The 26628-nt window shown below is 70.4% G+C and carries 24 protein-coding genes; 14 read left to right on the top strand and 10 right to left on the bottom strand.

The genetic code is table 11. The annotated features are described in order from the left end of the window. Positions 1-14: 14 nt before the first annotated feature. The 6 genes from OG453_RS34020 to OG453_RS34045 form a co-directional block, all read right to left on the bottom strand. Positions 15-2399: a Tex family protein gene (locus tag OG453_RS34020; protein ID WP_266872405.1), complete on the bottom strand. Its 2385-nt coding sequence runs from the start codon at positions 2397-2399 to the stop codon at positions 15-17. A 110-nt stretch (positions 2400-2509) separates the two neighbouring features. Continuing rightward, positions 2510-3400 carry a hypothetical protein gene (locus OG453_RS34025; RefSeq protein WP_266872406.1) on the bottom strand — a complete coding sequence of 297 codons (891 nt, stop codon included), beginning with the start codon at positions 3398-3400 and terminating at the stop codon, positions 2510-2512. Beyond that, positions 3397-4374, bottom strand: coding sequence for an alpha/beta hydrolase (locus OG453_RS34030; RefSeq protein ID WP_266872407.1), 978 nt, complete (start codon positions 4372-4374; stop codon positions 3397-3399). The genes OG453_RS34025 and OG453_RS34030 overlap by 4 nt, the downstream gene beginning before the upstream one ends. A gap of 78 nt (positions 4375-4452) precedes the next feature. Beyond that, a complete protein-coding gene (locus OG453_RS34035; RefSeq protein WP_266872408.1) occupies positions 4453-6279 on the bottom strand; it encodes a long-chain fatty acid--CoA ligase in 1827 nt (608 codons plus the stop codon). A gap of 14 nt (positions 6280-6293) precedes the next feature. Then, positions 6294-7727: an aldehyde dehydrogenase family protein gene (locus OG453_RS34040; RefSeq protein WP_266873227.1), complete on the bottom strand. Its 1434-nt coding sequence runs from the start codon at positions 7725-7727 to the stop codon at positions 6294-6296. Between the two features lie 44 nt (positions 7728-7771). Next, positions 7772-9739 (bottom strand): GMC family oxidoreductase, encoded by a 1968-nt coding sequence (locus tag OG453_RS34045; protein ID WP_266872409.1) that lies wholly within the window; start codon positions 9737-9739, stop codon positions 7772-7774. Positions 9740-9877: 138 nt separating this feature from the next. Here OG453_RS34045 and OG453_RS34050 point away from each other — a divergent pair, with 138 nt between their 5' ends. The 3 genes from OG453_RS34050 to OG453_RS34060 all read left to right on the top strand — a co-directional run bounded on the left by OG453_RS34050 (position 9878) and on the right by OG453_RS34060 (position 12278). After that, positions 9878-10477, top strand: coding sequence for a QsdR family transcriptional regulator (locus OG453_RS34050; protein ID WP_266872410.1), 600 nt, complete (start codon positions 9878-9880; stop codon positions 10475-10477). Between the two features lie 159 nt (positions 10478-10636). Further along, on the top strand, positions 10637-11629 hold the full coding sequence (locus OG453_RS34055) for a GlxA family transcriptional regulator (RefSeq protein ID WP_266872411.1): 993 nt from the start codon (positions 10637-10639) through the stop codon (positions 11627-11629). Positions 11630-11636: 7 nt separating this feature from the next. Next, positions 11637-12278 (top strand): DJ-1/PfpI family protein, encoded by a 642-nt coding sequence (locus OG453_RS34060; protein WP_266872412.1) that lies wholly within the window; start codon positions 11637-11639, stop codon positions 12276-12278. Here the strand turns inward: OG453_RS34060 and OG453_RS34065 are convergent. Further along, entirely contained in the window at positions 12259-13005 is a 747-nt protein-coding gene (locus OG453_RS34065; RefSeq protein ID WP_266872413.1) for an enoyl-CoA hydratase/isomerase family protein, read from the bottom strand. The genes OG453_RS34060 and OG453_RS34065 overlap by 20 nt on opposite strands. A 64-nt stretch (positions 13006-13069) precedes the next feature. On the opposite strand from OG453_RS34065, the gene OG453_RS34070 reads away from it, so the two are divergent. Both OG453_RS34070 and OG453_RS34075 read left to right on the top strand, forming a co-directional pair. Beyond that, a complete protein-coding gene (locus OG453_RS34070; RefSeq protein WP_266872414.1) occupies positions 13070-13675 on the top strand; it encodes an HdeD family acid-resistance protein in 606 nt (201 codons plus the stop codon). A gap of 176 nt (positions 13676-13851) precedes the next feature. After that, positions 13852-14367, top strand: coding sequence for an ATP-binding protein (locus OG453_RS34075; protein WP_266872415.1), 516 nt, complete (start codon positions 13852-13854; stop codon positions 14365-14367). 10 nt (positions 14368-14377) lie between these two features. On the opposite strand, the gene idi is transcribed toward OG453_RS34075, so the two are convergent. From idi to galE, 3 genes are all read right to left on the bottom strand, one after another. Beyond that, on the bottom strand, positions 14378-14971 hold the full coding sequence (gene idi, locus OG453_RS34080; RefSeq protein ID WP_266872416.1) for an isopentenyl-diphosphate Delta-isomerase: 594 nt from the start codon (positions 14969-14971) through the stop codon (positions 14378-14380). 60 nt (positions 14972-15031) lie between these two features. After that, entirely contained in the window at positions 15032-15970 is a 939-nt protein-coding gene (locus tag OG453_RS34085) for a cation diffusion facilitator family transporter (protein ID WP_266872417.1), read from the bottom strand. Between the two features lie 165 nt (positions 15971-16135). Continuing rightward, positions 16136-17119: a UDP-glucose 4-epimerase GalE gene (gene galE / locus OG453_RS34090; RefSeq protein WP_266872418.1), complete on the bottom strand. Its 984-nt coding sequence runs from the start codon at positions 17117-17119 to the stop codon at positions 16136-16138. Positions 17120-17364: 245 nt separating this feature from the next. Between galE and OG453_RS34095 the strand changes: the two genes are divergently transcribed. The 9 genes from OG453_RS34095 (at position 17365) to hpnD (ending at position 26601) form a co-directional block, all read left to right on the top strand. After that, positions 17365-19164 carry a DUF5941 domain-containing protein gene (locus OG453_RS34095; RefSeq protein ID WP_266873228.1) on the top strand — a complete coding sequence of 600 codons (1800 nt, stop codon included), beginning with the start codon at positions 17365-17367 and terminating at the stop codon, positions 19162-19164. Further along, the gene (locus OG453_RS34100; RefSeq protein WP_266872419.1) at positions 19161-19898 is read left to right on the top strand and encodes a phosphocholine cytidylyltransferase family protein; all 738 of its coding nucleotides are present in this window, start codon (positions 19161-19163) and stop codon (positions 19896-19898) included. Before OG453_RS34095 ends, OG453_RS34100 begins: the two co-directional genes overlap by 4 nt. After that, positions 19886-20950: an iron-containing alcohol dehydrogenase family protein gene (locus OG453_RS34105; RefSeq protein WP_266872420.1), complete on the top strand. Its 1065-nt coding sequence runs from the start codon at positions 19886-19888 to the stop codon at positions 20948-20950. The genes OG453_RS34100 and OG453_RS34105 overlap by 13 nt, the downstream gene beginning before the upstream one ends. Continuing rightward, positions 20928-21707 (top strand): CDP-alcohol phosphatidyltransferase family protein, encoded by a 780-nt coding sequence (locus OG453_RS34110; RefSeq protein WP_266872421.1) that lies wholly within the window; start codon positions 20928-20930, stop codon positions 21705-21707. The genes OG453_RS34105 and OG453_RS34110 overlap by 23 nt, the downstream gene beginning before the upstream one ends. A gap of 47 nt (positions 21708-21754) precedes the next feature. Then, the gene (locus tag OG453_RS34115; protein ID WP_266873229.1) at positions 21755-22600 is read left to right on the top strand and encodes a glycosyltransferase family 2 protein; all 846 of its coding nucleotides are present in this window, start codon (positions 21755-21757) and stop codon (positions 22598-22600) included. A gap of 95 nt (positions 22601-22695) precedes the next feature. Next, positions 22696-23634 carry an ABC transporter permease gene (locus OG453_RS34120; protein WP_266872422.1) on the top strand — a complete coding sequence of 313 codons (939 nt, stop codon included), beginning with the start codon at positions 22696-22698 and terminating at the stop codon, positions 23632-23634. Then, positions 23627-24421, top strand: coding sequence for an ABC transporter ATP-binding protein (locus tag OG453_RS34125; RefSeq protein ID WP_266872423.1), 795 nt, complete (start codon positions 23627-23629; stop codon positions 24419-24421). Before OG453_RS34120 ends, OG453_RS34125 begins: the two co-directional genes overlap by 8 nt. A gap of 336 nt (positions 24422-24757) precedes the next feature. Next, positions 24758-25654, top strand: a complete 897-nt coding sequence (gene hpnC / locus OG453_RS34130; RefSeq protein ID WP_266872424.1) for a squalene synthase HpnC — start codon at positions 24758-24760, stop codon at positions 25652-25654. After that, positions 25651-26601 carry a presqualene diphosphate synthase HpnD gene (hpnD, locus tag OG453_RS34135; RefSeq protein WP_266872425.1) on the top strand — a complete coding sequence of 317 codons (951 nt, stop codon included), beginning with the start codon at positions 25651-25653 and terminating at the stop codon, positions 26599-26601. The genes hpnC and hpnD overlap by 4 nt, the downstream gene beginning before the upstream one ends. Positions 26602-26628 lie beyond the last annotated feature (27 nt).

The raw sequence follows: 26628 nt of genomic DNA on the forward strand, positions 1-26628 counted from the left end.
CCACCTCCGTGGGCTCAGCGCTGCTTGGGGTCCAGAAGCCCGGCCCGGCGCAGCGCGTCAGCCATCGCGTCATTGGCCGGCGGCGGCCCCTGCCGCTTCTGCTGCCGCTGACCCTGGCCGCCCTGCTGGCGAGGGGGCCGCTGCCCCCTCTGCTGCGGCGGGCGCCCGCCGCGCTTGGGCTGCTCGCCACCGGCGGGCGCAGCCTCGTCGTCCAGGCGCAGCGTCAGCGAGATCCGCTTGCGCGGAATGTCGACGTCCATCACCTTCACCTTGACGATGTCGCCCGGCTTCACCACGTCCCGCGGGTCCTTGACGAACGTCTTGGACATCGCCGAGACATGCACGAGCCCGTCCTGGTGGACACCGATGTCCACGAAGGCACCGAACGCCGCCACGTTCGTGACGACGCCCTCCAGGACCATTCCGGACGCGAGGTCGGAGATCTTCTCGACGCCGTCCTTGAAAGTCGCCGTCTTGAAGGCCGGGCGCGGGTCGCGGCCGGGCTTCTCCAGCTCCTTGATGATGTCGGTGACGGTCGGCAGACCGAAGGACTTGTCCACGAACTCGTCCGCCCTGAGCGAGCGCAGCGTCCCCGTGTCGCCGATGAGCGAGGCGACCTCGCCGCCCGTCTTCTTCGCCATCCTGCGCACCACCGGGTACGCCTCGGGGTGCACGCTGGACGCGTCGAGCGGGTCGTCGCCGCCCCGGATGCGCAGGAAGCCCGCGCACTGCTCGTACGCCTTGGGGCCGAGGCGCGGCACGTCCTTGAGGCCCTTGCGGGACGAGAAGGGGCCGTTCGCGTCGCGGTGCGCCACGATGTTCTCGGCGAGACCCGAGCCGATCCCGGAGACCCGGGCGAGCAGCGGGGCGGACGCCGTGTTCACGTCCACGCCGACGCCGTTCACACAGTCCTCGACGACCGCGTCGAGCGAGCGCGAGAGCTTCACCTCGGCGAGGTCGTGCTGGTACTGGCCGACGCCGATGGACTTCGGGTCGATCTTCACCAGCTCGGCGAGCGGGTCCTGCAGGCGCCGGGCGATGGACACGGCGCCGCGCAGCGACACGTCCATGTCCGGCAGCTCCTGCGAGGCGAACGCGGAGGCCGAGTACACGGAGGCGCCCGCCTCGGAGACCATCACCTTGGTGAGGTTCAACTCCGGGTGCTTGGTGATGAGTTCACCGGCGAGCTTGTCCGTCTCGCGGGACGCCGTGCCGTTGCCGATCGCGATCAGGTCGACCGAGTGCTCCTTGGCGAGCTTGGCCAGGGTGGCCAGGGACTGGTCCCACTTGTTGGCCGGGACGTGCGGATTGATGACGTCCGTCGCGACGACCTTGCCGGTGGCGTCGACGACGGCGACCTTCACACCCGTACGGAAACCGGGGTCGAGCCCCAGCGTCGCGCGCGTGCCCGCGGGTGCGGCGAGCAGCAGGTCGCGCAGGTTCGACGCGAAGACCCGCACCGCCTCGTCCTCGGCGGCCGTGCGCAGGCGAAGGCGCAGGTCGATGCCCAGGTGCACGAGGATGCGGGTGCGCCAGGACCAGCGGACCGTGTCCTGCAGCCACTTGTCGGCCGGGCGACTGCTTTCCGGGTGGGTCGCGACGCCGAAGCGGTGGGCGACGATCCCCTCGTACGAAGACGGGCCCTCCGTGGCCTCCTCGGGCTCAAGGACGAGGTCGAGGACGTCCTCCTTCTCGCCGCGCAGCATCGCGAGGACGCGGTGCGAGGGCAGCTCCTTGAAGGGCTCGGCGAAGTCGAAGTAGTCGGCGAACTTGGCGCCCGCCTCCTCCTTGCCGTCGCGGACCTTCGCGGCGAGCCGGCCGCGCACCCACATGCGCTCGCGCAGCTCGCCGATCAGATCGGCGTCCTCGGAGAACCGCTCCGCGAGGATCGAGCGGGCGCCGTCCAGGGCGGCCTGCGGGTCGGCGACGCCCTTGTCGGCGTCGACGAACGCGGCGGCCGCCGCATGCGGGTCCACCGACGGGTCGCCGAGCAGGCCGTCGGCCAGCGGCTCCAGACCCGCCTCGCGCGCGATCTGCGCCTTGGTGCGCCGCTTCGGCTTGAACGGCAGGTAGATGTCCTCGAGGCGCGCCTTGGTGTCCGCCGCGCGGATCCGCGCCTCGAGCTCGTCGGTGAGCTTGCCCTGCTCACGGACCGATTCGATGATCGCCGCGCGCCGGTCCTCGAGCTCCCGCAGATAACGCAGCCGCTCCTCGAGCGTGCGCAGCTGCGCGTCGTCGAGCATCTCGGTCGCTTCCTTGCGGTAGCGCGCGATGAAGGGCACCGTCGAACCGCCGTCGAGCAGGTCGACGGCGGCCTTCACCTGCCGCTCCCGTACACCGAGTTCCTCGGCGATCCTGCTTTCGATGGATGCTGGAGTGGACGTCTGCAGAGGTGCCACGTTCCGGTACCGCCTTCTCACTGGGGTTGCCGGGCAATTGTGGCAGGTGGCACCGACAGCGGGGGGATCAGACCCGGCGTGCCCGGCCGGGTCCCCGCCGTATGCCTCGCTCAGGCCTTGCCGAGCAGATCCGCCGGGAACGCGCCCGCCGTCAGCGCGGCTCCGATGAACGCCGACCCCAGCTCCGTGAGGCGCTCGACGCCCGCTGCGCCCAGGTGCTCGTACGGCGCGCGGTCGAGGCGGTCCGTGGCCTCCTCGATGTCCCCGCGCAGCGCGACGCCCGCCTCCGTCAACTCGCCCGCCCCGTCGAGCAGTCCGCGGGCCCGCAGCCGCTCCACGGCGGCGTCCCAGTCCTCCTGGGTCCAGCCGCGTGTGGTGAAGATCCACTTCGGAGTCATGCCCTTGCCCGTCGCGGTGTGGCTCACCAGGGCCTCCACCGCATCGAGTTCGGCGTTCAGGAGGACGGCCAGATGCCCGTCGCCCCGGTGCTCGCGGAGCAGCGTCGCGGCGTGGAAGTACGCGAGGTGCGGCTGCTCGGGGACGGGCAGGTCCGCGTGCGCGGCGTACAGCGGGCGCCCGGAGCGGGAGCAGGCCTCGGCGGCGCGCAGGGCGAGCTCCGCCGCCTCCGCCATCTCCGGGGATGCGATGGCCTCTTCGCCGAGGAGGCGCCGCAGGGTCGCGTCGACGGCACGCGCGCGTGCCGCGAGTACGTCCTCGGGGGATGCGACGCGCCAGATCGCGGGCACGTGCTCCGCGACGAGGTCGTACTTGTAGTTGTAGAACGCGGCGGTGACCGCCCCGGCGCCGACCGGGCCCATCGCCGCCGTGCGTACGGCGAAGTTGACGGCCCGGGGGTTGGTGATCCCGATGCCGGCGAGCTCGCGGCCCACGTCGGGCGAGAAGTAGTGCGTGGAGTGCAGCGAGTTGAGCATGTTGTGACATCGACGTCCCGCGCGCGGGTGCAGCGCGGCGGCCGGGGACGAGGGCGTGAGAGAAGTCATGGACGCACGTTACCGACTGGTTGGTATGAGGTGAAGCCCCCGCTCAGTCGTCTGGCCAGCTCGGCGAACATCTCGCCGACCGCGGCGTCGGCTGCCGGGGAGACGCCGAACAGGTTGAGGTAGGCGTGGATGAGGCCGTCGTAGTTGCGGTAGAAGACGTCCACTCCGGCCTTCTCCAGGGCCTCGGCGTAGGCACGGCCTTCGTCGCGCAGCGGGTCGTACTGGGCGGTGCCGATGACGGCCGGGGCGAGCCGGGTGTGGTCTCCCGCGAGCAGCGGTGAGATCCGCCAGGAGCCCCGCACCTCGGGGTCGTCACCGGCGTAGCCGCGGCGGATCTCGGTGACCAGGTCCTTCGTCAGGAAGTACCCGTCGGCGTTCTCGGTGATGGAGGGGTAGTCCCCCAGGAAGTCGGTCGGCGGGTAGGCGAGCAGCTGGGCGGTGAGCGGCTGGTTGTCGTCGCGGAAGGCCAGCGCGATCACGGCGGCGGCGTTGGCGCCGGCGCTGTCTCCGGCGACGGCCAGCCGGTCGCGACGTCCTCCGTACTCCGCGATGTGGTCGGCGACCCAGCGGGTGGCGGCCAGGCAGTCGTCGAGCGGGGCAGGGTAGGGGTTCTCCGGGACGCGGCGGTAGTGGACCGAGACGACGACGGCGGTCACGTCACGGCACAGCCGCCGCGCGACGTCGTCGTGGGTGTCCAGGTCGCCGGCCAGCCAGCCGCCACCGTGGAAGAAGACCACCGTGGGCACGGGCTGCCCGGCGGTGGGCCGGTAGACGCGCACCGGGATGTCCCCGGCCGGGCCGGGAACCGACGTGTTCTCCACGGAGCCGACCTCGATGGGCCGGGAGAGGGGCGTCTGCGCCGCCATCTGCCGGTTCGCCTCGCGCAGAACCTCCGGGTCCGCACCATCGAAGTGCAGGGGCGGCAGCGCGTTGAAGCTTTCCAGGATCGCGGCGACAGGGGGGTCGAGTGGCATCGGTGAACCTCTTCTCAAAGGGAGCGTTACAAGGGAGCGTCACGGGGAGACGGAACGGCCTGAGGTGGGCGGCCGCGTCTAGTCTGCGTCGGGGTGAGGGGCGGCGCAGCGCGTGGCAGAGTCGCGCATGGCCGGAACCTTGGTGTAGAGCGCGTCCAGGACATCGGCGTGGTTCTGGTGGACGGCCTGCCGCTTGACCTTCAACGTCGGGGTGAGCTCACCGGTCTCTTGGGAGAAGTCGCGGCCGAGTATCGCGAACCTCTTGATCCGGGTGACCCTCGCGTACCGGCCGTTGACCTCGTCGAGCACCTGCTGGACGAGTGCGCGGACCTGCGGGTGTGTGGCGAGCGTCCCGAGATCGGCGGGGAGACCGCGGTCCCGGGCCCAGGGGAGGACGCGCTCGGCGTCCAGGGTGATGAGCGCTACGGGGTAGGGCCGCCGGTCGCCGTACATCACCGCCTGGGAGATGAAGGGCGACTGACGCAGGTCGTTCTCCAGGTTCGCCGGGGTGAGGTTCTTGCCGCCGGCGGTGATGATGATGTCCTTCTTGCGGCCGGTGATGGTGACGTACCCGTCGTCTTCCACCGCGCCGAGGTCGCCGGTGCGCAGCCACCCGTCGGTGAGCGTCTCCGCGGTGGCCTGCGGGTTGTTCCAATAGCCGGTGAAGATGTGCGGGCCGCGCAGGAGGATCTCACCGTCCTCGGCGAGGCTGACCTCGCAGCCGGGCACCGGGAGCCCGATGGTGCCGATCCTGGCGGCGTCCGGGGTGTTGAGTGTGCCGATCGACGCGGACTCGCTGAGGCCGTAGCCCTCGCACACGCGGACGCCCGCGGCGTGGAAGAACTCCAGGATCTCCGGTGCGATCGGCGCGGCACCCGAGACGGCCATGCACAGCCGTCCGCCGAACAGGGCCCGGACCGGGGCGAACAGCTGCGTCTCGGCCTGATCGAAGCCCTGGCGCAGCTCATCGGGTACCGGCAGGCCGGTGGCCTCCAGTCGGCGCACCGCCAGTCCGGTCCGCACCGCACGGGCAAGCACGTCAGCCGGTACCTGCGCGCCGAACCGGGCGTAGACCTTCTCGTAGATGCGTGGCACCGATGGGAGGAACGTCGGGGCGATCTCCCCGCAGTCGGGCACGATCGCGGAGGCGTCCCCGCTGCAGTAGGCCACCACCCCGCCCGCGCCGGTCATGCCGAGCAGGACGACCTGGGCGAAGACGTGTGCCAGGGGCAGGAACAGGTACGCGATGTCGGCAGGGCCGACCACCCGCAGCTGCTCGGTGACCCGGCAACCGGCCATCAGGTTGCGGTGGCTGAGCACGCAGCCCTTGGGTCGGCCGGTCGTCCCGGAGGTGTAGATGATGAGAGCCGGGTCGTCGGGCCGCACGGCTTCGGTGCGCCTCCGGAGTTCGGCCGGGTCGCCGCCTCGGCCGCCGAGGCGCAGTTCGTCGAGGGTGAGCACCGCCGCGTCGGCCGGGTCGATGAGGAGGGTGTGCCGCAGCTCGGCAAGCCGGCCGCTGATCTGGTCGATCTTCGCCAGCTGGTCGGCGTTCTCGCAGATGACCGCGGTGGCACCGGAGTCGCCGAGTATCCAGGCGCACTCCTCGGGAGTGCTTGAGGGGTAGATCGGCACCACGACGGCGCCGGCCGCGGCGATCCCGAACTGCACCTGTGCGAACTCCGGGCGGGTGTCGGCGAGTACGCAGACGCGGTCCCCCGGGCCGATACCCAGACCGAGGAGCCCGAGCCCGATCTGCCGGGCGGCCTCACCCAGCTCGGCGTAGCTCAGATCCTGCCAGCCGCCGTCGCGCTTGAACCGCTGTGCCGGTGCCTCGCCGAAGCGTTCGGCGCCGGTGAAGACGAGTTCGGCGACCGTCTCGGGAAGTTTCAACTGATCGGTGTGCATCCTCAATCCTCCGTTCAGCGCTGGATCGCCTTGGTCTCGAGGAACTCTTCGAGGCCGTATCTGCCCAGCTCGCGTCCATTGCCGGACTGCTTGTAACCACCGAACGGAGCCAGCGGGTTGAAGGCCGCCCCGTTGATGTCGACCTGGCCCGTACGGAGGCGGCGGGCCAGCCGCTGCGCCCGGTCCGGGTCGGCCGACCACACGCCGCCCGACAGGCCGTACATCGAGTCGTTGGCGATCCGGACGGCCTCGTCCTCGTCGTCACAGGGGATGATCGCAAGGACCGGGCCGAAGATCTCCTCCCGGGCGATGGTCATGTCGGGCGTGACCTCGGAAAACACGGTCGGTCGGACGAAGTACCCTCGTTCAAAGGGCAGTTGGTCCGGGCCCCCGGCCACCAGCTTCGCCCCCTCGGCGATGCCGGTCTCGATGTAGCGGCGTACGCAGTCCAGTTGGGCCTGAGAGACGACCGGGCCGAGGGTGGTTCTTTCGTCGAAGGGGTCACCGACGGTGTACGCGGCGGCGGTTGCCGCCGCGATCTGCTCCGCCTCGGCGAGCCTGGCCCGGGGTACGAGCATCCGGGTCAGGGCGATGCAGGTCTGGCCGGAGTTGACGAAGCACTTGCCCACGCCGTGCGCCACGGCGGTCCGCAGGTCGGCGTCGTCGAGGATGATGTTCGCCGACTTCCCGCCGAGTTCCAGGGACACCCGCTTGACCGTCCGTGAGGCGACCTCGCTCACTCGCCGCCCGGCGGCGGTGGAACCGGTGAACGACACCATGTCCACGCCGGGGTGCCCGGCGATCGCCTCGCCGACGACCGGGCCGGTGCCGGTCACCACGTTGAACACCCCGGCAGGAAGACCGACTTGCTCGATGACCTCGGCGAGCAGATAGGCGGTCAGCGGGGCGACCTCGCTCGGCTTGAGCACCACCGTGCAGCCGGCGGCCAGCGCGGGCGCCACCTTGCCGGCGATCTGGTGCAGCGGATAGTTCCAGGGGGTGATCGCGCCCACCACGCCGATCGGCTCGCGGACGACCAGCGAGTTGCCGAGAGTTTCCTCGAACCGGTAGTCGCGCAGCAGGCCCGGCATCGAGCCGAAATCCAGTGTGGGCAGCCCGGCTTGTATCGCCCGGGCCTGTGCCAGGGGCATGCCGACCTCGTGGCAGATCAGCGCCGCGATCTCGTCGGCGCGGGCGGCCAGTTCGTCGGCGATCGCCTGCAGACAGCGGGCCCGCTCCTCGACGGGAACGGTGCTCCAGGAATCGAAGGCCCGTCGAGCCGCGGTCACCGCCCGGTCCACATCCTCGGTGGTGCCGTCGGGGATGTGGGCGATGACCTCCTCGGCGGTCGGGTCGACCACCTCGATCGTTCCCGAGCCGGTCGGCTCGACCCACTCGCCCCCGATGAAGTGCTTGTCCTGGACCTGGATTTCCGCGACGAACGCCATCTCGATCTCCTCGATCGCTCCGTGCTGCATGAAGGCCGTTTCCCTCAGACGAGGGCGGCCGGGCCGTCGGCGATCGCCTCGGCGGTGCGCCGGGCCAGCGCCATGATCGTGACCATCGGGTTGGTGCCGGCTGCGGTGGGGAAGGCGCTGCCGTCGCCGATCCAGACGCCGGGCGTGTCGTGCAGTTCGCCGTACGGGCCCGCCACGCTGGTCCCAGGGTCGAGGCCCATCCGGCAGCTGCCGGTCTGGTGCGCGCTGAACAGCCGCAGTCCCCCCGCCCCGAGCGGGAGCCGCCGCACCCGGCGCAGGTACTCGTCCAGGGCGTCGCCGGCCTGCCAGCGCGGTGCGCCCGCACCGAGAGTGAAGATCTCGCGCGCCCCGGCTGCCTCGTGCAGCCGGGCCTGTGCGTCGATCGCCTGGTACGAGTTGCGCAGGTCGACCTTGTCGGTCAAGGCGTAGGTCACCACCGGCTCGCCGCCGGGACCCACGATGACCCGGCCGTGGCCCCGGTCGCGGAGCAGCCCGATGGAGGTGGCGCCGTAGCGGACCTTGGTCATCAGCTGCTTGTGCTCGGCGGCGGTGGTGAACGGCAGCGCCGAGCCGATGAGCGCCGGAGCGTACTGCGCGCCCTCGATCAGGAATCCGTGCCCGGACTCGCCCTCGGCGAACTGGTCGCACAGCCCCGCGTGCGGTGCGCCCCACCACGCCCGCTGGTCCTCGCCGTAGACGCCGAACAGCGCGGTGGACGGGTGCAGACGCAGGTAGTTGCCCACCGCCGGGCCGCCGATCCGGGAGCGGAGCAGCAGGGCGGGTGATTCCAGCGCTCCGCCGGCGACGACGACGTGGCTGGCGCGGACGGTGACATCGGCCCGGCGCCCGGACGCCGGGTCGGACCAGGTGGCCCGCACTCCGGCGGCGCGGCCCCGCTCCACAAGGACCCGGTCGGCGCGGCAGCGCACCAGCAGGTCCGCGCCGTGCTCGAAGGCGTCCTGCAGATAGGTCTTGAGCGTCCCCTGCTTCGAACCGGACTGGTCGCCGAAGCCCAGGTACGCCGCGCTCGCCGGGTCGTAGCGATCAGGATCGGCGTTGCGCACCACGGTCCTGAAGGACCAGCCGAGCCGCTCCGCACCGTCCCGCATCCGCAGCTGCGGCCCGTTCAGGTCCGAGCACCGGTCGGTCGCGGAGCTGCGCCGCAGCACCTCGTCCAGGTGCCGGTCGAACTCGGGCCCGGCCAATCCGGCCAGGCCGAGCTTCGCCCACTCCTCGCGCACCCACGGGTGGGTGCGCAGACAGTTCGTCCAGTTGACCGTAGTGCCGCCGCCGAGGCAGGCACCCGCCTGAATCGCCACGTTGCCGTCGGCGGTGGTCTGGGGGCCGCCGCGCCAGTACAGGTTCTGGTAGGCGGGGAGTTCGAGCTGGTTGAAGTCGGCCTCCGTGAAGTGGCCGCCTGCCTCCAGCACCACCACCTTGAGACCGCGCCGGGCGAGCTCGCCGGCGATCACGCCACCGCCCGCGCCCGAGCCGACCACGCACACGTCCGCCTCGTACGAGACCTCTTCGCGCTCCGGCACCAGGGGCTGAATCGGCTTCGGCACCGTAGGAGGGGTGCTGATCGGGCCGGGATAGCCGAAGACGCGCCAGTTCGGGTTGTGCCCGGTCTGCGGGTCCGGTGCGCCATAAGCGAGGAAGAGAACCACACCCACCAGCCCGCTCATTCCGGCGGCGGCCTGCGAGCCGAGCATCGCCACGGTGCGCAGGATCTGCTCGCGGGAGAGCTGCGAGACGCGGGGGAAGTCTTGCGCGGCAAGACCGTCGAGCAGCTCGACCAGGCCGGCCCGCTGCTCGGTCGGCATCGCCGCGACGAACTGCTCGAGGGCCACGTCGACGCCCAGGTCGGAGGCGGTGCGCCTCCAGAAGCCGTCGGGATCGTCGGCGCGCTCGATGCGCGGCACGACGGTGTCGCACACCGCCCGCAGGACGGCCCGCTGGGACTCGGTGAGTCCAGTCGTCATGTCCAGTGCTCCTTCGATCAACAGTCGCAAGGCTCTGGTGAAGCGTTACACAGATTGTTCCTGCATGCAACACTTCAAGAAACGTCTCATCCTGAGGTGGCTGTATGATCGTCTCGGCAGCTATCGGGGAGGTCGAGTGTGGTGGTCGTAGCGGAGACGCCGTTGACGCGGCATCTGGCGGCGGGCAAGGTGCCGCGCCGCAGCCCGAGGGACGCCTTCGAGTTCGCGCGTCGGCGGTATCTGGCCGGCGAGCGGGTGGACATGCAGGACCTGGCTGCCGAGCTCGGCATCAGCCGGGCCACGCTGTTCCGCTGGGTCGGCAATCGGGACCAGCTGATCGCCGAGGTCATCTGGTCCTTCACCGAGCCGGCTCTTGAGCGGGCCGCGGCCGCCGCGCCCGGCCGGGGCGGCGCCCGCATCGCCGCCATCGTCGAGACCTTCACGCGCGGGATCATCGACGCGGACTACTTCCACACGTTCGTCTCGCGTGAGCCCGAGGCCAGTCTCAGGCTGCTGACCATGAGGGCCAGCGTCGTGCAGCGTCGTATCGTCGTGAAGATCCAGGAGCTCCTGCAGGAAGAGGTGGACCGTGGTGCCCTCGACCCGCCGATGGCCCTTCCGGACCTCGCTTACGTCATCACCCGCATCGGCGAATCGTTCGTCTACGCGGACCTGATCACCGGTGACCAGCCCGACGCGACCAAGCCGGCCGCCGCTGTCGCCGCGCTGCTGCGCTGATTCACCTTCTCGCTCCTGGCCGCGCTCGCTGCGGAACGCGACTTCTGGCGGAGCCAGGAGCAATCCCGCAGTCCGCCTGAACCATCAAGATCCGCGGTGGCAGTAAAGGTGGGGATCTCGTCATTGCGGACAATGCGCGCCTGGCGAAGAATCAAGGGCATGGAGCAGCGAACGGTCCTGGTCGTCCTCTACAACGGCGTCCAGAGCCTCGACGTCACCGGACCCGTCGAGGTCTTCACCGGGGCATCCGCCTACATAGGCGCCCCCGAGCCGGCGTACCGGATCCGCACCGCCTCCCTGGACGGCGCTCCCGTCCGCACATCGAGCGGGCTCACCCTCGTCCCGGACTCGTCCCTGGCCGAAGCCCCCGTGCCGCACACACTCCTGGCGCCGGGCGGCAACGGCAGCCGCGGCCCCGACCCCCGCCTGATCGACTGGCTCCGCATCAATGCCCCGCGCGCACAGCGCCTCGTCTCGGTCTGCACCGGCGCGGCCCTGCTCGCCGCGGCGGGCCTCCTGGACGGCCGCCGGGTGACGACCCACTGGGCGTACAGCGACCAGCTGGCCCACGACCACCCGGCCGTCGAGGTCGACCCGGACCCGATCTTCGTGCGCGACGGCCATGTCGCGACCTCGGCGGGCGTCACCGCCGGCATCGACCTGACCCTGGCCCTCGTCGAGGAGGACCTGGGCAGGGAGGCGGCGCTCACGGTGGCGCGGCATCTGGTCGTCTTCCTGCGGCGCCCGGGCAACCAGTCGCAGTTCAGCGCCCAGCTGGCCGCGCAGACGGCTCAGCGCGAACCCCTGCGCGAGGTCCAGCAGTGGATCACCGAGCACCCCGACGGCGATCTGTGCGTCGATTCGCTCGCCGCCCGTGCCCGGCTCTCTCCCCGGCACTTCGCCCGCGCCTTCCAGACGGAGACCGGCATGACGCCGGGCAAGTACGTCGAGCGCATCCGCATCGAGCACGCGCGCCGCCTCCTGGAGGACACCTCCGACGGCATCGCCGAGGTCTCCCGCGCCTGCGGCTACGGCACCCCCGAGGCGATGCGCCGGGCCTTCATCAAGACCCTCGGCGCGGCGCCCGCCGAATACCGGCGCCGCTTCCAGCCCCCACTCACCACCCCGGCGGCATCCGCCCCCCACGGATAGGCCCCCCATGCAGATCGCCATCGCCCTGTTCGAATGCTTCACCGCCCTGGACGCGGTCGGCCCGTACGAGACCCTCAGTCGTATCCCCGGAGCCGATACCGTCCTTGTGGCGGAGCGGCCGGGCCCGGTGCGCAACGAGCGCGGCTCCCTCGCACTCGTGGCGGACCGGGCCTTCGCCGACGTGCCGAGCCCGGACGTCGTGGTCGTCCCCGGCGGCCCCGGCCAGAGCGAGCACATGGCGCACGAGCCGCTCCTGAGCTGGCTCCGCTCCGCCGACGCCACCAGCACCTGGACGACGTCCGTGTGCACCGGCTCCCTCCTGCTCGCCGCGGCGGGGCTGCTCAAGGACCGCCGCGCCACGTCGCACTGGCTCGCGCTCGCGGAGCTGGAGAAGTTCGGCGCGCAGCCGACGGGGGAGCGGGTGGTGTTCGACGGCAAGTACGTCACGTCCGCCGGCGTCTCATCCGGCATCGACATGGGGCTCGCCCTCGTCGGCCGGATCGCGGGCGACGAGCAGGCCCGCACCGTGCAGCTCCTGACGGAGTACGACCCTCAGCCGCCGTACGACGCGGGGTCCCCGGAGAAGGCGCCCGCGCACCTGGTCGAGACGTTCCGTGCCAAGAGCCGTTTCAGCCAGCCGTCCACGTGAAACGCGGCTCGCGGCGCTCCAGGAAGGCGGCGACCCCTTCGGCGGTGTCGCCGCCGTCGCGTGCCTGCCCGGTCCAGTACGCGTCCCGGTCGGTGCGCCCCGCAGCGAACTCCTTCGCCGCCGCCTGCGTCAGCTGGGAGCGCGCCGCGAGGACCTTGGTGAACTCCGCGACCCGCTTGTCCAGTTCGCCGGCCGGCAGCACCTCGTCCACCAGGCCGGTGCGCAGCGCACGCTGCGCCTCGATCAACTCACCTGAGAACAGCAGATACTTGGCGGTCGCGGGCCCCACCAGGGACACCAGGCGCCGGGTGGACGACGACGGATAGACGATCCCCAGCTTCGCCGGAGTGATCCCGAACAGGGCGCCCTCCTCCGCGAACCGCAGATCGCAGGCCGCCGCCAGCTGACTGCCGCCGCCCACGCAGTGGCCGCGCACCGCGGCGAGCGTCGGCTTGGGGAAGGCGGCGAGCGCGTCCTCGGCCCGCACCGCCAGTTCTTGCGCCTCGCCCGGCGACTGACGCAGCGAGGAGATGTCGGCGCCCGCGCAGAAGGTCGCCCCCTCGCCGGTCAGCACGACCGCGCGCACCGCGGAATCGGCGGCGAGCCCTTCGAGCAGCGCCGGCAGCCGCCGCCACATGTCCGTGGTCATGGCGTTGCGCTTGGCCGGATGATCGATGACGACGGTGGCGACGCCGTGCGTGACGGCCTGCCTCAGCTGCGGCTCCATGCGCCGGATGCTATCCGGACCCCTCGAACGTACGATCAAGAAGGGGCGCGGAACGGAGATGCTGATGGCCGCATCCAAGGGCGCGAAGACCCCCCTGGCGCAGAACGCGCGACAGCTCAGCCGCAGCTTCGGGACGCTGGCCCTGCTCGGCGTGATCCTGACGGTGGCCGGGCTCGTCGGCCTCGTCTACACCGGTGTCGCCACACTCACCTCGATGCTCCTGTTCGGCTGGCTGCTCCTGGTCGGCGGCTGCGTCGGCCTGCTGCACGCGGTGCAGTCGCGCGGCACGGACTTCTTCTGGGTCGGTGTCGTCGTGGCCGCGCTGAACATCGCGGCCGGCGTCGTGATCATCGCCAGGCCCGACGTGGCGGCCGCGGCGCTGACCATGTTCGCGGCGCTGCTCTTCCTGACCGGCGGTGTGTTCCGTCTCGTCGGCAGCCTGGTGGTGCGTGGCCCGCAGTTCGGCTGGACCCTCGTGCAGGGCGCCTTCGGTCTGCTGCTCGGCATCCTGGTGCTCGCCGAGTGGCCGAGCAGCAGTCAGTACGTGATCGGCTGCTTCTTCTCGCTGGCCCTGCTCTTCGACGGCCTCGGCCTGCTCGCCGCGGGCGTCGGCGGGCGCCGGATCGTCGGGATGGTCGGCGAGCGGCCGGACCCCGAACGGCGAAAGTGACCGCGGAGCGACCAGGACAACCCGTACAAACCGAAGAAAGCTTGAAAGAGAAACCAAGGGGGCAGGAACAGTCACACAACTGACGCGGTCATGCGGCACTGATCAAATGCCGTCGATACTCGCTGACTTATGGTCAGTAGTGCGGTCCGGACCAGAGCATTCCCAACACTCGACGTGTGGTGACAATCGAGCGCGAGGGCGGCGACCGGACGATGGACGACGACGGGAGGGGGCACAGCCCACTCCCTCGGGGGAGCGGAAGGGTGTCGTACGAGGGCGTGTGGCGATTCACCGCCGCGGCCGTCGACGCCTCCGTGCCCCAGGCACGGCACGCGGTACGTGATCTGCTCGCCCGGCAGGGTGTGCCCGCATCGGACGATCTGGTGCAGGGCCTGCTGCTCATCGTCTCCGAGCTGGTCACCAACGCGGTGCGGCATGCCGCCCTGCTCTCGCCGATGCTCGCGGTGGAGGTCGCGGTGGGCGCCGAGTGGGTGCGGGTCTCCGTCGAGGACGACCACCCCTACCGCCCGACCGCCCTGGTCGCCGACCACGGACAGACGGGCGGGCGCGGTCTCCTGCTGGTCCGGGAGATCACCCGGGAGGCGGGCGGCGCCTGCGACGTGGAGCACACGGCGAGCGGGGGCAAGGTCATCTGGGCGGCCCTGCCCCTGAAGCCCAACGGCACCGTCTGACGCTACGGGTTCACCAGCCCGCCGAGGGCCCGGTCAGCTCGCGGATCGCGGGCCTGGCCGCGTCGAGCACGGTCATGAACCAGGCCGAGAACGGCCCCTGTGCGTGCCGGACAGCCAGTTCAGCGGCCGTCACGAAAGCGGTCTCGCCGACCTCGGACGCGTCGGGCCGCAGCGGCGACTGCACCATCCCCACGAAGAGATGGTTGAACTCCTGCTCCACCAGGCCCGAGTCGGGGTCCGGGTGGTTGTAGCGGACGGTGCCCGCCTCGGCGAGCAGCGAGGGCGAGACGCCCAGCTCCTCGTACGTGCGGCGGGCGGCCGCAGCGAACGGCGCCTCGCCCGGGTACGGGTGCCCGCAGCAGGTGTTCGACCAGACGCCGGGGGAGTGGTACTTGCCCAGGGCGCGCTGCTGGAGGAGCAGCCGGCCCTGTTCGTCGAAGAGGAAAACGGAGAACGCCCGGTGCAGCTGTCCGGGCGCCTGATGCGCGGAGAGTTTCTCCGCTGTGCCGATCGTCCTGCCGTCCTCGTCCACGAGTTCCAGCAAGATTGCTTCTCCGGTGCCGTTCGACGAGCTGTTCGCCGCGGTGGCAGGTGTGATCGGCATACCCATCCTTCGCTTCGGTCTACGAACCTCAAGTCTGCCGTACCGAAGGGCCTGACACCCTCAGTGGCACAGCTTCGCCTCGTGCTCCGCGTGCCCGACCGGCTCCAGTTGGAACGTGCAGTGCTCGACATCGAAGTGGTCGCCCAGGCAGCCCTGCAGCTCGTGCAGCATCTTCTCGTGGCCGATCGCGTTCAGCGTCTCGGAACTGACGACCACATGCGCGGAGAGAACAGGCATCCCCGAAGTGATGGTCCACGCGTGCAGATCGTGGACGTCCTCGACGCCCGGCAGAGCCAGTATGTGCGCGCGGACCTCGGCCATGTCGACGCCCTTGGGTGCCGACTCCAGGAGCACGTTCAGGGTCTCCCGCAGCAGCTTCACCGTACGCGGGACGATCATGAGGCCGATCACCAGCGAGGCGATCGGGTCCGCGGCCTGCCAGCCGGTGGTCAGGATAAGCACCGCCGCGACGAGCACCGCCACGGAGCCGAGCGCGTCCGCCATCACCTCGAGGAAGGCGCCCCGCACGTTCAGGCTGTCCTTCTGGCCGCGCATCAGGAGCGAGAGCGAGATCATGTTCGCGACGAGGCCGATGACGCCGAAGACGATGGTCAGTCCGCCCTCGGTCTCGGCCGGCGTGATGAACCGCTGGATCGCCTCGTACAGCACATAGCCGCCGACGCCGAGCAGCAGCAGACAGTTGGCGAGCGCGGCGAGGATCTCGGCGCGTGCGTACCCGAACGTGCGGGACTCGGTCGGCGGCCGGTTGGCGAAGTGGATCGCGAGCAGCGCCATGCCGAGCCCGAGGGCGTCCGTCGCCATGTGCGTCGCGTCCGCGATGAGCGCGAGCGAATCCGCCATGATCCCGCCGACGATCTCGACCACCATGACGGTGATCGTGATCGAGAGCGCGACGCGCAGCCGCCCTTGATAGGCGGCCGCCGCGGTGCCCGTGGTGGGCCCCCCGTGCGTGTGTCCGTGATCGTGCCCAGCCCCCATGGAAGCCGCCTCCGTGTGCTCGGTATCGGTCTTCTGTTCCCCGGTCGTGTGCTTGACGCGATCACAGTGAACTACGGGTGGGGGGTATCTGGCAACGCGGCACTGAACACCGTTGTCATATGCTCTGACCTGCGGAAATGACCGCAGGTCAGAGCGTTGGAGTGATCAGGGGCGGCGCGCCTCGGGGTGGTGGAGGCGCCAGCCGGCCCAAGCGGATTCGACCATCTCGCGTACCCCGCGCCGGGCCGTCCAGCCCAGCTCCTTGGCGGCGAGGCCCGCGTCCGCGACGGCCCGCGGCGCGTCGCCCGCGCGGCGGGGCTCCACGAGGGCGGGCCGGGTATCGCCGGAGACCTCGCCGATGAGCGTGACGAGTTCGCGTACGGAAACGCCCTCGCCGCGGCCGATGTTCACCGTCAGATCGCCCTCGGGCCGCTCGGTCACCCGGCGGGCCGCCGCGAGATGCGCGTCGGCGAGATCGGCGACATGGATGTAGTCACGGACGCAGGTGCCGTCCGGCGTCGGGTGGTCGTCCCCGAAGATCCGCGGCGCCTCGCCACGGGTGAGCCGGTCGAAGACCATCGGTACGACGTTGAAGACCCCGGTGTCGGCGAGCTCGGGAGCCGCCGCCCCCGCCACGTTGAAATAGCGCAGGCACACGGTCGCGATGCCGTGCGCCCGCCCCGCGGCCCGCACCAGCCACTCCCCGGCGAGCTTCGTCTCGCCGTACGGATTGATCGGTACGCACGGAGTGTCCTCGCTCACGAGGTCGACGGCGGGCGGATTGCCGTACACCGCGGCCGACGACGAGAAGACGAACCGCTTGATCCCGGCATCGGCCACCGCTTCGAGCAGCGTCACCAGGCCGCCCACGTTCTCCCGGTAATAGCGCAGCGGCTGCTCCACGGACTCGCCGACCTGCTTGCGGGCCGCGAGATGCACCACACCCGTCACGCCGTGCTCGGCGAAGACCCGGCGCAGCAGCTCACCGTCGAGCGATGAGCCCCGAATGAGAGGGATGTCCGCCGGCAGCCGCTCCGGCACCCCGGCCGATACGTCGTCGAGGACGACGACCCGCTCGCCGGCGCCGGCCATCGCCCGCACCACGTGTGCCCCGATATATCCCGCTCCACCTGTGATCATCCACGTCATGGGCGTCCACTTTATGCCGGTCGATGAAGGGCGGTTTGTGGGGCCGGGCCCCCATCGACCATGATGATCGCGTCGGCGGCGGCCCTGCAGGCCGTGCTTATCGGGCCGTAAACGGGCGGTGAACGCCCGCTTGTATTCATCCGATAGCCTCTGCCGACGTGCCGCCCGGCCGCACCGGCCTGGGGCGCCCCTCATCACGCACGTGCGCGGCGCGAGCCGCGCCGTGAATCAAGGAGTGAGTTCGTCTGTCGACCGCCATCCTGACCGGTCAGCCGGTCCCCGGGTCGCCGCTCGAAGGCGATCTGCGGTCCCTGGGCTTTGACGTGCGGATCGCCTCCGACGCGGCGGAAACCGAGACGCTGCTCGCCGCTGTACCCGCAGGTCAGCGGGTCGCGGTCGTCGACGCGCGCTTCGTGGGCCATGTCCACGCGCTGCGCGTCGGCCTCACGGACCCGCGCTTCGACGCCTCCGCGGTGCCCGGCGCCGTCTCCGCGAAGCCCGAGGCGCGGGCGGGCCTGACCCGGGCCCTGCACACGACGACGAGCGGCAACGGCGGCGGCTCCGCCACGGCCGTCGAGGCCCTCGCGGACCACATCGCCGAGGCGATCGAGGCCGAAGGCCAGGACGTCCACCGCCCCGACCTCGGCACCCTCGTCGCCACCGTGCCCGGCGATCCGCAGGCGCGGAACGAGGCACGGCAGGCCGTCGCCGCCGTGGACGAAGAGGCCGTACGCCTGCGCACCGCGGTCAAGTCGCGGGACGGCTTCTTCACGACGTACTGCATCTCCCCCTACTCGCGCTACATCGCCCGCTGGTGCGCGCGCCGGGGCCTGACCCCGAACCAGGTCACCACCGCGTCCCTGCTCACCGCGCTCATCGCGGCGGGCTGCGCGGCGACCGGAACGCGCGGCGGGTTCGTCGCCGCCGGCTTCCTCCTGCTCTTCTCCTTCGTCCTGGACTGCACGGACGGGCAGCTCGCCCGCTACTCCCTGCAGTACTCGACGCTCGGCGCCTGGCTCGACGCGACCTTCGACCGCGCCAAGGAGTACGCCTACTACGCGGGCCTCGCGCTCGGCGCGGCCCGCGGCGGCGACGACGTATGGGCGCTCGCGCTCGGCGCGATGGTGCTGCAGACCTGCCGCCATGTCGTGGACTTCTCCTTCAACGAGGCGAACCACGACGCGACGGCCAACACCAGCCCCACCGCGGCCCTTTCGGACAAGCTCGACAGCGTCGGGTGGACGGTCTGGGTGCGCCGGATGATCGTCCTGCCGATCGGCGAGCGCTGGGCGATGATCGCGGTCCTCACCGCGGTGACCACGCCCCGCATCACCCTGACCGTGCTGATCATCGGCTGCGCGCTGGCCGCCTGCTACACCACGGCAGGCCGTGTGCTCCGCTCGCTGACCCGCAAGGCGACCCGCACCGACCGCGCGGCCCTCGCCCTGTGTGACCTCGCCGACAACGGCCCGCTGGCCTCGGCGTTCGCCGCGCTGGGCCTTGGGTCCTTGGTGCGCCCCGCTCCGGTCATCGCCTTCGCGGGCGGTGCCGTGGTCGTCGGCACGGCACTGAGCAACTCCTACGGCAGCCCCGTGGTCGTCGTGGGCGCGGTGGCGTACGTCGTCCTGTCGGGCTTCGCCCTGAGCAGGCCCCTCAAGGCCCCCCTCGACTGGCTGGTTCCGCCGTTCTTCCGCGCCGCCGAATACGGCACGGTCCTGGTACTGGCGGCCAAAGCCGATGTGAACGGGGCGCTTCCCGCGGCTTTCGGGCTTGTGGCCGCGGTCGCCTACCATCATTACGACACGGTGTACCGCATCAAGGGCGGCACCGGCGCGCCCCCGCGCTGGCTGGTGCGGGCGATCGGCGGCCAAGAAGGCAGGACCCTCGCGGTCGTGCTGGCCGCGACCCTGCTGCCCGCCACAGATTTCACCGTCGCGCTCACGGCACTCGCCGTGGCCGTGGCACTCGTGGTGCTCGTCGAGAGCATCCGCTTCTGGGTCTCCTCTGGAGCACCCGCCGTACACGATGAAGGAGAACCCGCATGATCGGCCTCGTGCTGGCGGCCGGCGCCGGACGGCGTCTTCGCCCCTACACCGACACCCTCCCCAAGGCCCTGGTGCCGGTCGACGGTGACACCACCATCCTCGACCTGACCCTCGGCAACTTCGCGGAGATCGGTCTGACCGAGGTCGCGATCATCGTCGGCTACAAGAAGGAAGCCGTCTACGACCGCAAGGCGGCGCTCGAGGAGAAGTACGGCCTCAAGCTCACGCTGATCGACAACGACAAGGCCGAGGAGTGGAACAACGCCTACTCCCTCTGGTGCGGTCGTGACGCGATCAAGCACACGGTGATCCTCGCCAACGGCGACACCGTGCACCCGGTCTCCGTCGAGAAGACGCTGCTCGCCGCCCGCGGCAACGGCAAGAAGATCATCCTCGCCCTCGACACGGTGAAGAACCTCGCCGACGAGGAGATGAAGGTCATCGTGGACCCCGAGAAGGGCGTCCAGAAGATCACCAAGCTGATGGACCCGGCGTCCGCCACCGGTGAGTACATCGGTGTCACGCTCATCGAGGGCGAGGCCGCCGACGAGCTGGCCGACGCCCTGAAGACCACCTTCGAGCGCGACCCCGACCTCTACTACGAGGACGGCTACCAGGAGCTCGTCAACCGCGGCTTCAAGGTCGACGTGGAGCCGATCGGCGACGTCAAGTGGGTCGAGATCGACAACCACGACGACCTCGCCAAGGGCAGGGAGATCGCGTGCCTGTACTGACGAGGCTCATTCCCTCGCCGGTCGTCGTCGACATCCGGCCGGGGGCGCTCAACGACCTGGCCGGTGTCCTCGCCGATCAGCGGATCTGCTCGTCTGCCGGCAAGCTCGCCATCGCGATCAGCGGTGGCTCCGGCGCGGTCCTGCGCGAGCGCCTCGAGCCCTCGCTGCCGAACGCCGAGTGGTTCGAGGTGGGCGGCGGCACGCTCGATGACGCCATCAAGCTCGCCGACGCCATCAAGAAGGGCCGTTACGACGCCGTCGTCGGCCTGGGCGGCGGCAAGATCATCGACTGCGCCAAGTTCGCCGCCGCGCGCGTCGGCCTGCCGCTGGTCGCCGTCGCGACGAACCTGTCGCACGACGGTCTGTGCTCGCCGGTCGCCACGCTCGACAACGACGCGGGCCGCGGTTCGTACGGGGTGCCCAACCCCATAGCGGTCGTCATCGACCTCGATGTGATCCGCGAGGCCCCCGTACGGTTCGTGCGCTCCGGCATCGGCGACGCTCTGTCCAACATCTCCGCGATCGCGGACTGGGAGCTGGCGGCGCGTGAGCGCGGCGAGGACATCGACGGTCTCGCGGCCGCGATGGCGCGCCAGGCCGGCGAGGCGGTCCTGCGCCACCCCGGTGGTGTCGGCGACGACGGCTTCCTGCAGGTCCTGGCCGAGGGGCTGGTCCTGACCGGCATCGCGATGTCGGTCTCGGGCGACTCCCGTCCGGCGTCCGGCGCCTGCCACGAGATCAACCACGCCTTCGACCTCCTCTTCCCCAAGCGCGCTGCCAGCCACGGCGAGCAGTGCGGCCTGGGCGCGGCCTTCGCGATGTTCCTGCGCGGAGCACGCGAGGAGTCGCTGTACATGGTCGAGGTGCTGCGCAGGCACGGCCTCCCCGTGACGCCGGAGGAGATCGGCTTCACCGTGGACGAGTTCGTCCAGGTCGTGGAGTACGCCCCGCAGACGCGCCCCGGGCGCTACACGATCCTCGAGCACCTCAATCTGAATTCCGACCAGATCAAGGACGCATACGCCGACTATGCCAAGGCCATCGGTAGCTGAACTCCGCCCCGTCGTTCACCCCGCAGGGGTGAAGGACCGGCGCAGCGGTGAGCACTGGGCGGGACGCCTGTACATGCGAGAGATCTCGCTGCGCTGCGACCGCTACCTGGTGAACACCAGGATCACGCCCAACCAGCTCACGTATCTGATGACCGTGGCCGGCGCCCTCGCCGCCCCGGCACTTCTCGTGCCGGGGATCACGGGCGCCGTGCTCGGTGTGGTGATGGTCCAGCTGTATCTCCTGCTCGACTGTGTCGACGGGGAGATCGCACGCTGGCGCAAGCAGTACTCGATGGCCGGGGTCTACCTGGACCGTGTCGCCGCCTACCTGTGCGACGCCGCGGTCCTGGTCGGCTTCGGCCTGCGCGCCGCCGACCTGTGGGGCTCGGGCCGGATCGACTGGCTGTGGGCCTTCCTCGGCACGCTCGCCGCGCTCGGCGCCATCCTGATCAAGGCGGAGACCGACCTCGTCGGTGTCGCCCGTCACCAGCAGGGCCTCGCGCCGGTCAAGGAGTCGGCCTCCGAGCCGCGCTCCTCCGGCATGGCCCTGGCCCGCAAGGCCGCCGCGGCGCTCAAGTTCCACCGCCTCGTGCTCGGCATCGAGGCCTCGCTGCTCATCCTGGTCCTCGCGATCGTGGACTCGGTCCGCGGCGACCTGCTCTTCTCGCGGATCGGTGTCGCGGTCCTCGCCGGCATCGCGCTCCTGCAGACCCTGCTGCACCTCGTGTCCATCCTCGCTTCGAGCAGGCTGAAGTGAGTGCCGCGGGGAGCCGGCCCCTGAAGGTCGGCGCGGTCATCATCACCATGGGCAACCGGCCGCAGGAGCTGCGCGCCCTGCTCGACTCGGTCGCCAAGCAGGACGGCGACGCGGTCGAGGTGGTCGTCGTCGGCAACGGCGCCCCCGTGCCCGACGTCCCCGAAGGCGTACGCACCGTCGAGCTGCCCGAGAACCTCGGCATCCCCGGCGGCCGCAACGTCGGCATCGAGGCCTTCGGCCCCGGCGGCACCGACGTCGACATCCTGCTCTTCCTGGACGACGACGGCCTGCTCGCCAACATGGACACGGCGCAGCTGTGCCGCGAGGCCTTCGAGGCCGACCCGAAGCTCGGCATCATCAGCTTCCGCATCGCGGACCCGGACACCGGCGAGACCCAGCGCCGCCACGTCCCGCGCCTCCGCGCGGCCGACCCGATGCGCTCCTCGCGCGTGACGACCTTCCTCGGCGGCGCCAACGCCGTCCGTACGAAGGTCATCGCCGAGGTCGGCGGCCTGCCCGACGAGTTCTTCTACGCCCACGAGGAGACCGACCTCGCCTGGCGTGCCCTGAACGCGGGCTGGATGATCGACTACCGCGCCGACATGGTGCTCTTCCACCCGACGACCGCCCCGTCCCGGCACGCGGTCTACCACCGGATGGTCGCCCGCAACCGCGTCTGGCTCGCCCGCCGGAATCTGCCCCTCCTCCTGGTCCCGGTCTACCTCGGGGTCTGGATGCTCCTGACCCTGGCCAGGCGCCCTTCGGGCCCCGCGCTCAAGGCCTGGTTCGGCGGTTTCAAGGAGGGCTGGACGACGCCCTGCGGGCCTCGCAAGCCGATGAAGTGGCGTACGGTGTGGCGCCTGACCCGACTGGGCCGACCTCCTGTCATCTGACAAGCTCGGGTCTGAGAACATCTGGGCCATACCCCGGTCCCTGGCCCACGCCTACGCTCGACCGGCTGCGCATCTGAAGACGAAAGTTTCCACTCGTGAGTGAGACAACGCATGACGGCGGGGTCGCGGTGACCGCGCCCCCGTCGCCCGATGACGGGCTCTCCCGGGCCGATCTCGCCGCCAAGTACGGTCTGACCGTCAGCGGCGCACGGCCCGGACTTTTCGAGTACGTCCACCAGCTCTGGGGACGGCGCCACTTCATCCTCGCCTTCTCGCAGGCGAAGCTGACCGCCCAGTACAGCCAGGCCAAGCTCGGCCAGCTGTGGCAGGTGGCGACGCCGCTCCTGAACGCGGCGGTCTACTTCTTCATCTTCGGACTGCTGCTGGGCGCGAGGGAGGGCATTCCGCACCACATCTACGTGCCGTTCCTCGTGACCGGTGTCTTCGTCTTCACGTTCACGCAGAGCTCGGTCATGGCGGGCGTACGGGCGATCTCCGGCAACCTCGGCCTGGTCAGGGCCCTGCACTTCCCGCGGGCCTCGCTGCCGATCTCGTTCTCGCTGCAACAGCTCCAGCAGCTGCTCTTCTCGATGGTCGTGCTCGTTCTGATCATGCTGGGCTTCGGGATCTTCCCGACTTGGTCCTGGTTCCTCGTGGTGCCCGCGCTGGTCCTGCAGTTCGTCTTCAACACCGGGCTCGCGTTGATCTTCGCCAGGATGGGCAGCAAGACACCCGACCTGGCACAGCTGATGCCGTTCGTGATGCGTACGTGGATGTACGCGTCGGGCGTCATGTTCAGCATCCCCGCGATGCTCGCGACCAAGGAGAGCGTGCCGAGCTGGGTGGGGGACGTGCTCCAGTGGAACCCGGCCGCTGTGTACATGGACCTGATCCGCTTCGCCATGATCGACGACTACGGCAGCTCGTACCTGCCCGAGCACGTGTGGTTCATCGCCGCCGGCTGGGCGGTCCTGTTCGGTGTGGTCGGCTTCGTGTACTTCTGGAAGGCTGAGGAGAGGTACGGCCGTGGCTGACGACAACAGCGCAGACAAGCCCGACAGGACGCACATCCCCACCGTCATCGCCGACGAGCTGCACATCGTCTACCGCGTCAACGGCGCGAAGACGGGCAAGGGCAGCGCCACCTCCGCGCTGAGCCGCATCGTCAGGCGCGGCGAGGAGCGGGGCGTACGCAAGGTGCACGCCGTCCGTGGCGTCAGCTTCACCAGCTACCGCGGCGAGGCCATCGGCCTGATCGGCTCGAACGGCTCCGGAAAGTCGACGCTGCTTCGCGCCATCGCGGGCCTGCTCCCCGCCGAGAAGGGCAAGGTCTACACCGACGGCCAGCCCTCGCTGCTCGGCGTGAACGCGGCCCTGATGAACGACCTGACGGGCGAGCGCAACGTCATACTCGGCGGGCTCGCGATGGGTATGACGCGCGAGCAGATCAAGGAGCGCTACCAGGAGATCGTCGACTTCTCGGGCATCAACGAGAAGGGCGACTTCATCACCCTGCCGATGCGCACCTACTCCTCCGGCATGGCCGCCCGCCTGCGGTTCTCCATCGCGGCCGCCAAGGACCACGACGTACTGATGATCGACGAGGCGCTCGCCACCGGCGACCGCAAGTTCCAGAAGCGCTCCGAGGCCCGCATCCGCGAGCTGCGCAAGGAGGCGGGAACGGTCTTCCTTGTCAGCCACAACAACAAGTCGATCCGCGACACCTGTGACCGTGTGCTGTGGCTGGAACGCGGCGAGCTGCGCATGGACGGACCGACCGACGAGGTCATCAAGGAGTACGAGAAGTTCACGGGCAAGTAGCCCGTCACCTGCACCCGTATGCAGCAGGGCCCCGCCGGACTCAACCCGGTGGGGCCCTGCCGCGTCATGAGTCTTCGTACGCACCGGTGGACAACTCAAGTCGCTGGCGCCCAGGGAAGATTGGGGCCAATCGGTGTGTTGTTGTGATGCGCGGAACACCCCGACGATGCACGCCGCGTTGTACAACGTAAGCTGTACCGGTGCTGATTCGCGGCAAGTGGGGCGATATCGCGCGGCGCCCCGGCTCAGGTCACGGTCCACCTCGCGGAGGGCCGGGCGGCGTGTCCGAAATGGGATGTATTGGGTCGGCAGTGTAGAACGGGAGATGTGACGGCAATGGCTACGGATGATCTCCAGCTACGCGACGCATCCGCCGTCCTCGAGAAGGCCGCGGACGAGAACTTCCCGGTGGCGCCCTTCTTCCTGCCCCGCGCCTGGCGCGACGACGTCATGGCCGTGTACGGCTACGCCCGCCTCGTCGACGACATCGGCGACGGCGACCTGGCACCCGGCGGCGCCGACGCCCGCCACCTGGGCGTGGACCCCGAGGCCGCCGAGGACAGGCTGCTCCTCCTGGACGCCTTCGAGGCCGACCTGCACCGGGTCTTCGATTCCACCCCGCGCCACCCCCTGCTGCGGGCGCTGCAGCCCACCGTGCGCCGCTGCGGTCTCACCCCGGAGCCCTTTCTCGGCCTGATCGCGGCCAACCGCCAGGACCAGCTCGTCGCGCGCTACGAGACGTACGACGATCTTCTGGCCTACTGCGAGCTGTCCGCGAACCCCGTGGGCCGCCTCGTCCTCGGCATCACCGGCACCGAGACGCCCGAGCGCGTCCGCCGCTCGGACGCCGTGTGCACCGCGCTCCAGATCGTCGAGCACCTCCAGGACGTGGCCGAGGACCTGGGCCAGGGCCGCATCTACCTGCCCGCCGAGGACATGAAGCGTTTTCATGTCCAGGAGCGGGATCTGGCCGCACCGACAGCAGGCGCGTCCGTGCGCGCGCTGGTTGCATATGAAGCAGAACGCGCCCGCTGCCTCCTGAATGAAGGCACCCCCCTGGTGGGTAGCGTCCACGGGCGGCTGAAGGTGCTGCTCGCCGGTTTCGTGGCAGGGGGGAGGGCGGCGGTCTCTGCGATCGCCGTCGCCGGATACGACGTACTTCCTGGTCCGCCGAAGCCCACCAAGCTCCGTTTGCTGCGTGAGGTGGGGGCGGTTCTGCGAGGAGAGGGGTGAGCCGGACCGTGGAGTCAGGCCCGAACGTGTCCGCGCCGGTGCTCGCCGCGTATTCCTACTGCGAGGCAATCACCGGACAGCAAGCACGCAATTTCGCGTACGGCATCCGGCTGCTGCCGATGCCCAAGCGCCGCGCGATGTCGGCCCTCTACGCGCTGTCGCGGCGGGTGGACGACATCGGCGACGGCGCGCTCGCGTCGGACGTCAAGGCCGAGCGGCTCGACGAGACCCGGGTGCTGCTCGCCCGCATCCAGGCCGGTGACGTGGACGAGGACGACACGGACCCGGTCGCCGTCGCGCTCGCGCACGCCGCGTCGTATTTCCCGATCCCGCTCGGCGGTCTGGACGAGCTGATCGACGGCGTCCTGATGGATGTCCGCGGTGAGACGTACGAGACGTGGGAGGACCTGAAGGTCTACTGCCGCTGTGTGGCCGGGGCCATCGGGCGGCTCTCCCTCGGCGTGTTCGGTACGGAGCCGGGGGCGCTCCACGCCGAGCGCGCGCCGGAGTATGCCGACACGCTCGGCCTCGCGCTCCAACTGACCAATATCCTCCGGGACGTTCGCGAGGACGCGGAGGGCGGCCGCACCTATCTGCCCGCCGACGACCTCGCCAAGTTCGGCTGCTCCGCCGGGTTCTCGGGCTCCGAGCCGCCGGCCGGTTCCGACTTCGCCGGGCTCGTGCACTTCGAGGTGCGCAGGGCGCGGGCGCTCTTCGCCGAGGGGTACCGGCTGCTGCCCATGCTCGACCGGCGCAGCGGCGCCTGTGTCGCCGCCATGGCGGGCATCTACCGGCGGCTTCTCGACCGCATCGAGCGCGAGCCGGAGGCGGTCCTGCGGGGCCGTGTCTCGCTGCCGGGCCGCGAGAAGGCGTACGTCGCCGTGCGCGGACTCTCCGGTCTCGACGCCCGGACCATCTCCCGGCAGGCCGTCAGGAGGCGTACGTGATGGGCATCCACGGCGAATGCGGTGAAC

Origin of the sequence: Streptomyces sp. NBC_01381 (assembly GCF_026340305.1) — a bacterium.
Classification (GTDB): domain Bacteria; phylum Actinomycetota; class Actinomycetes; order Streptomycetales; family Streptomycetaceae; genus Streptomyces.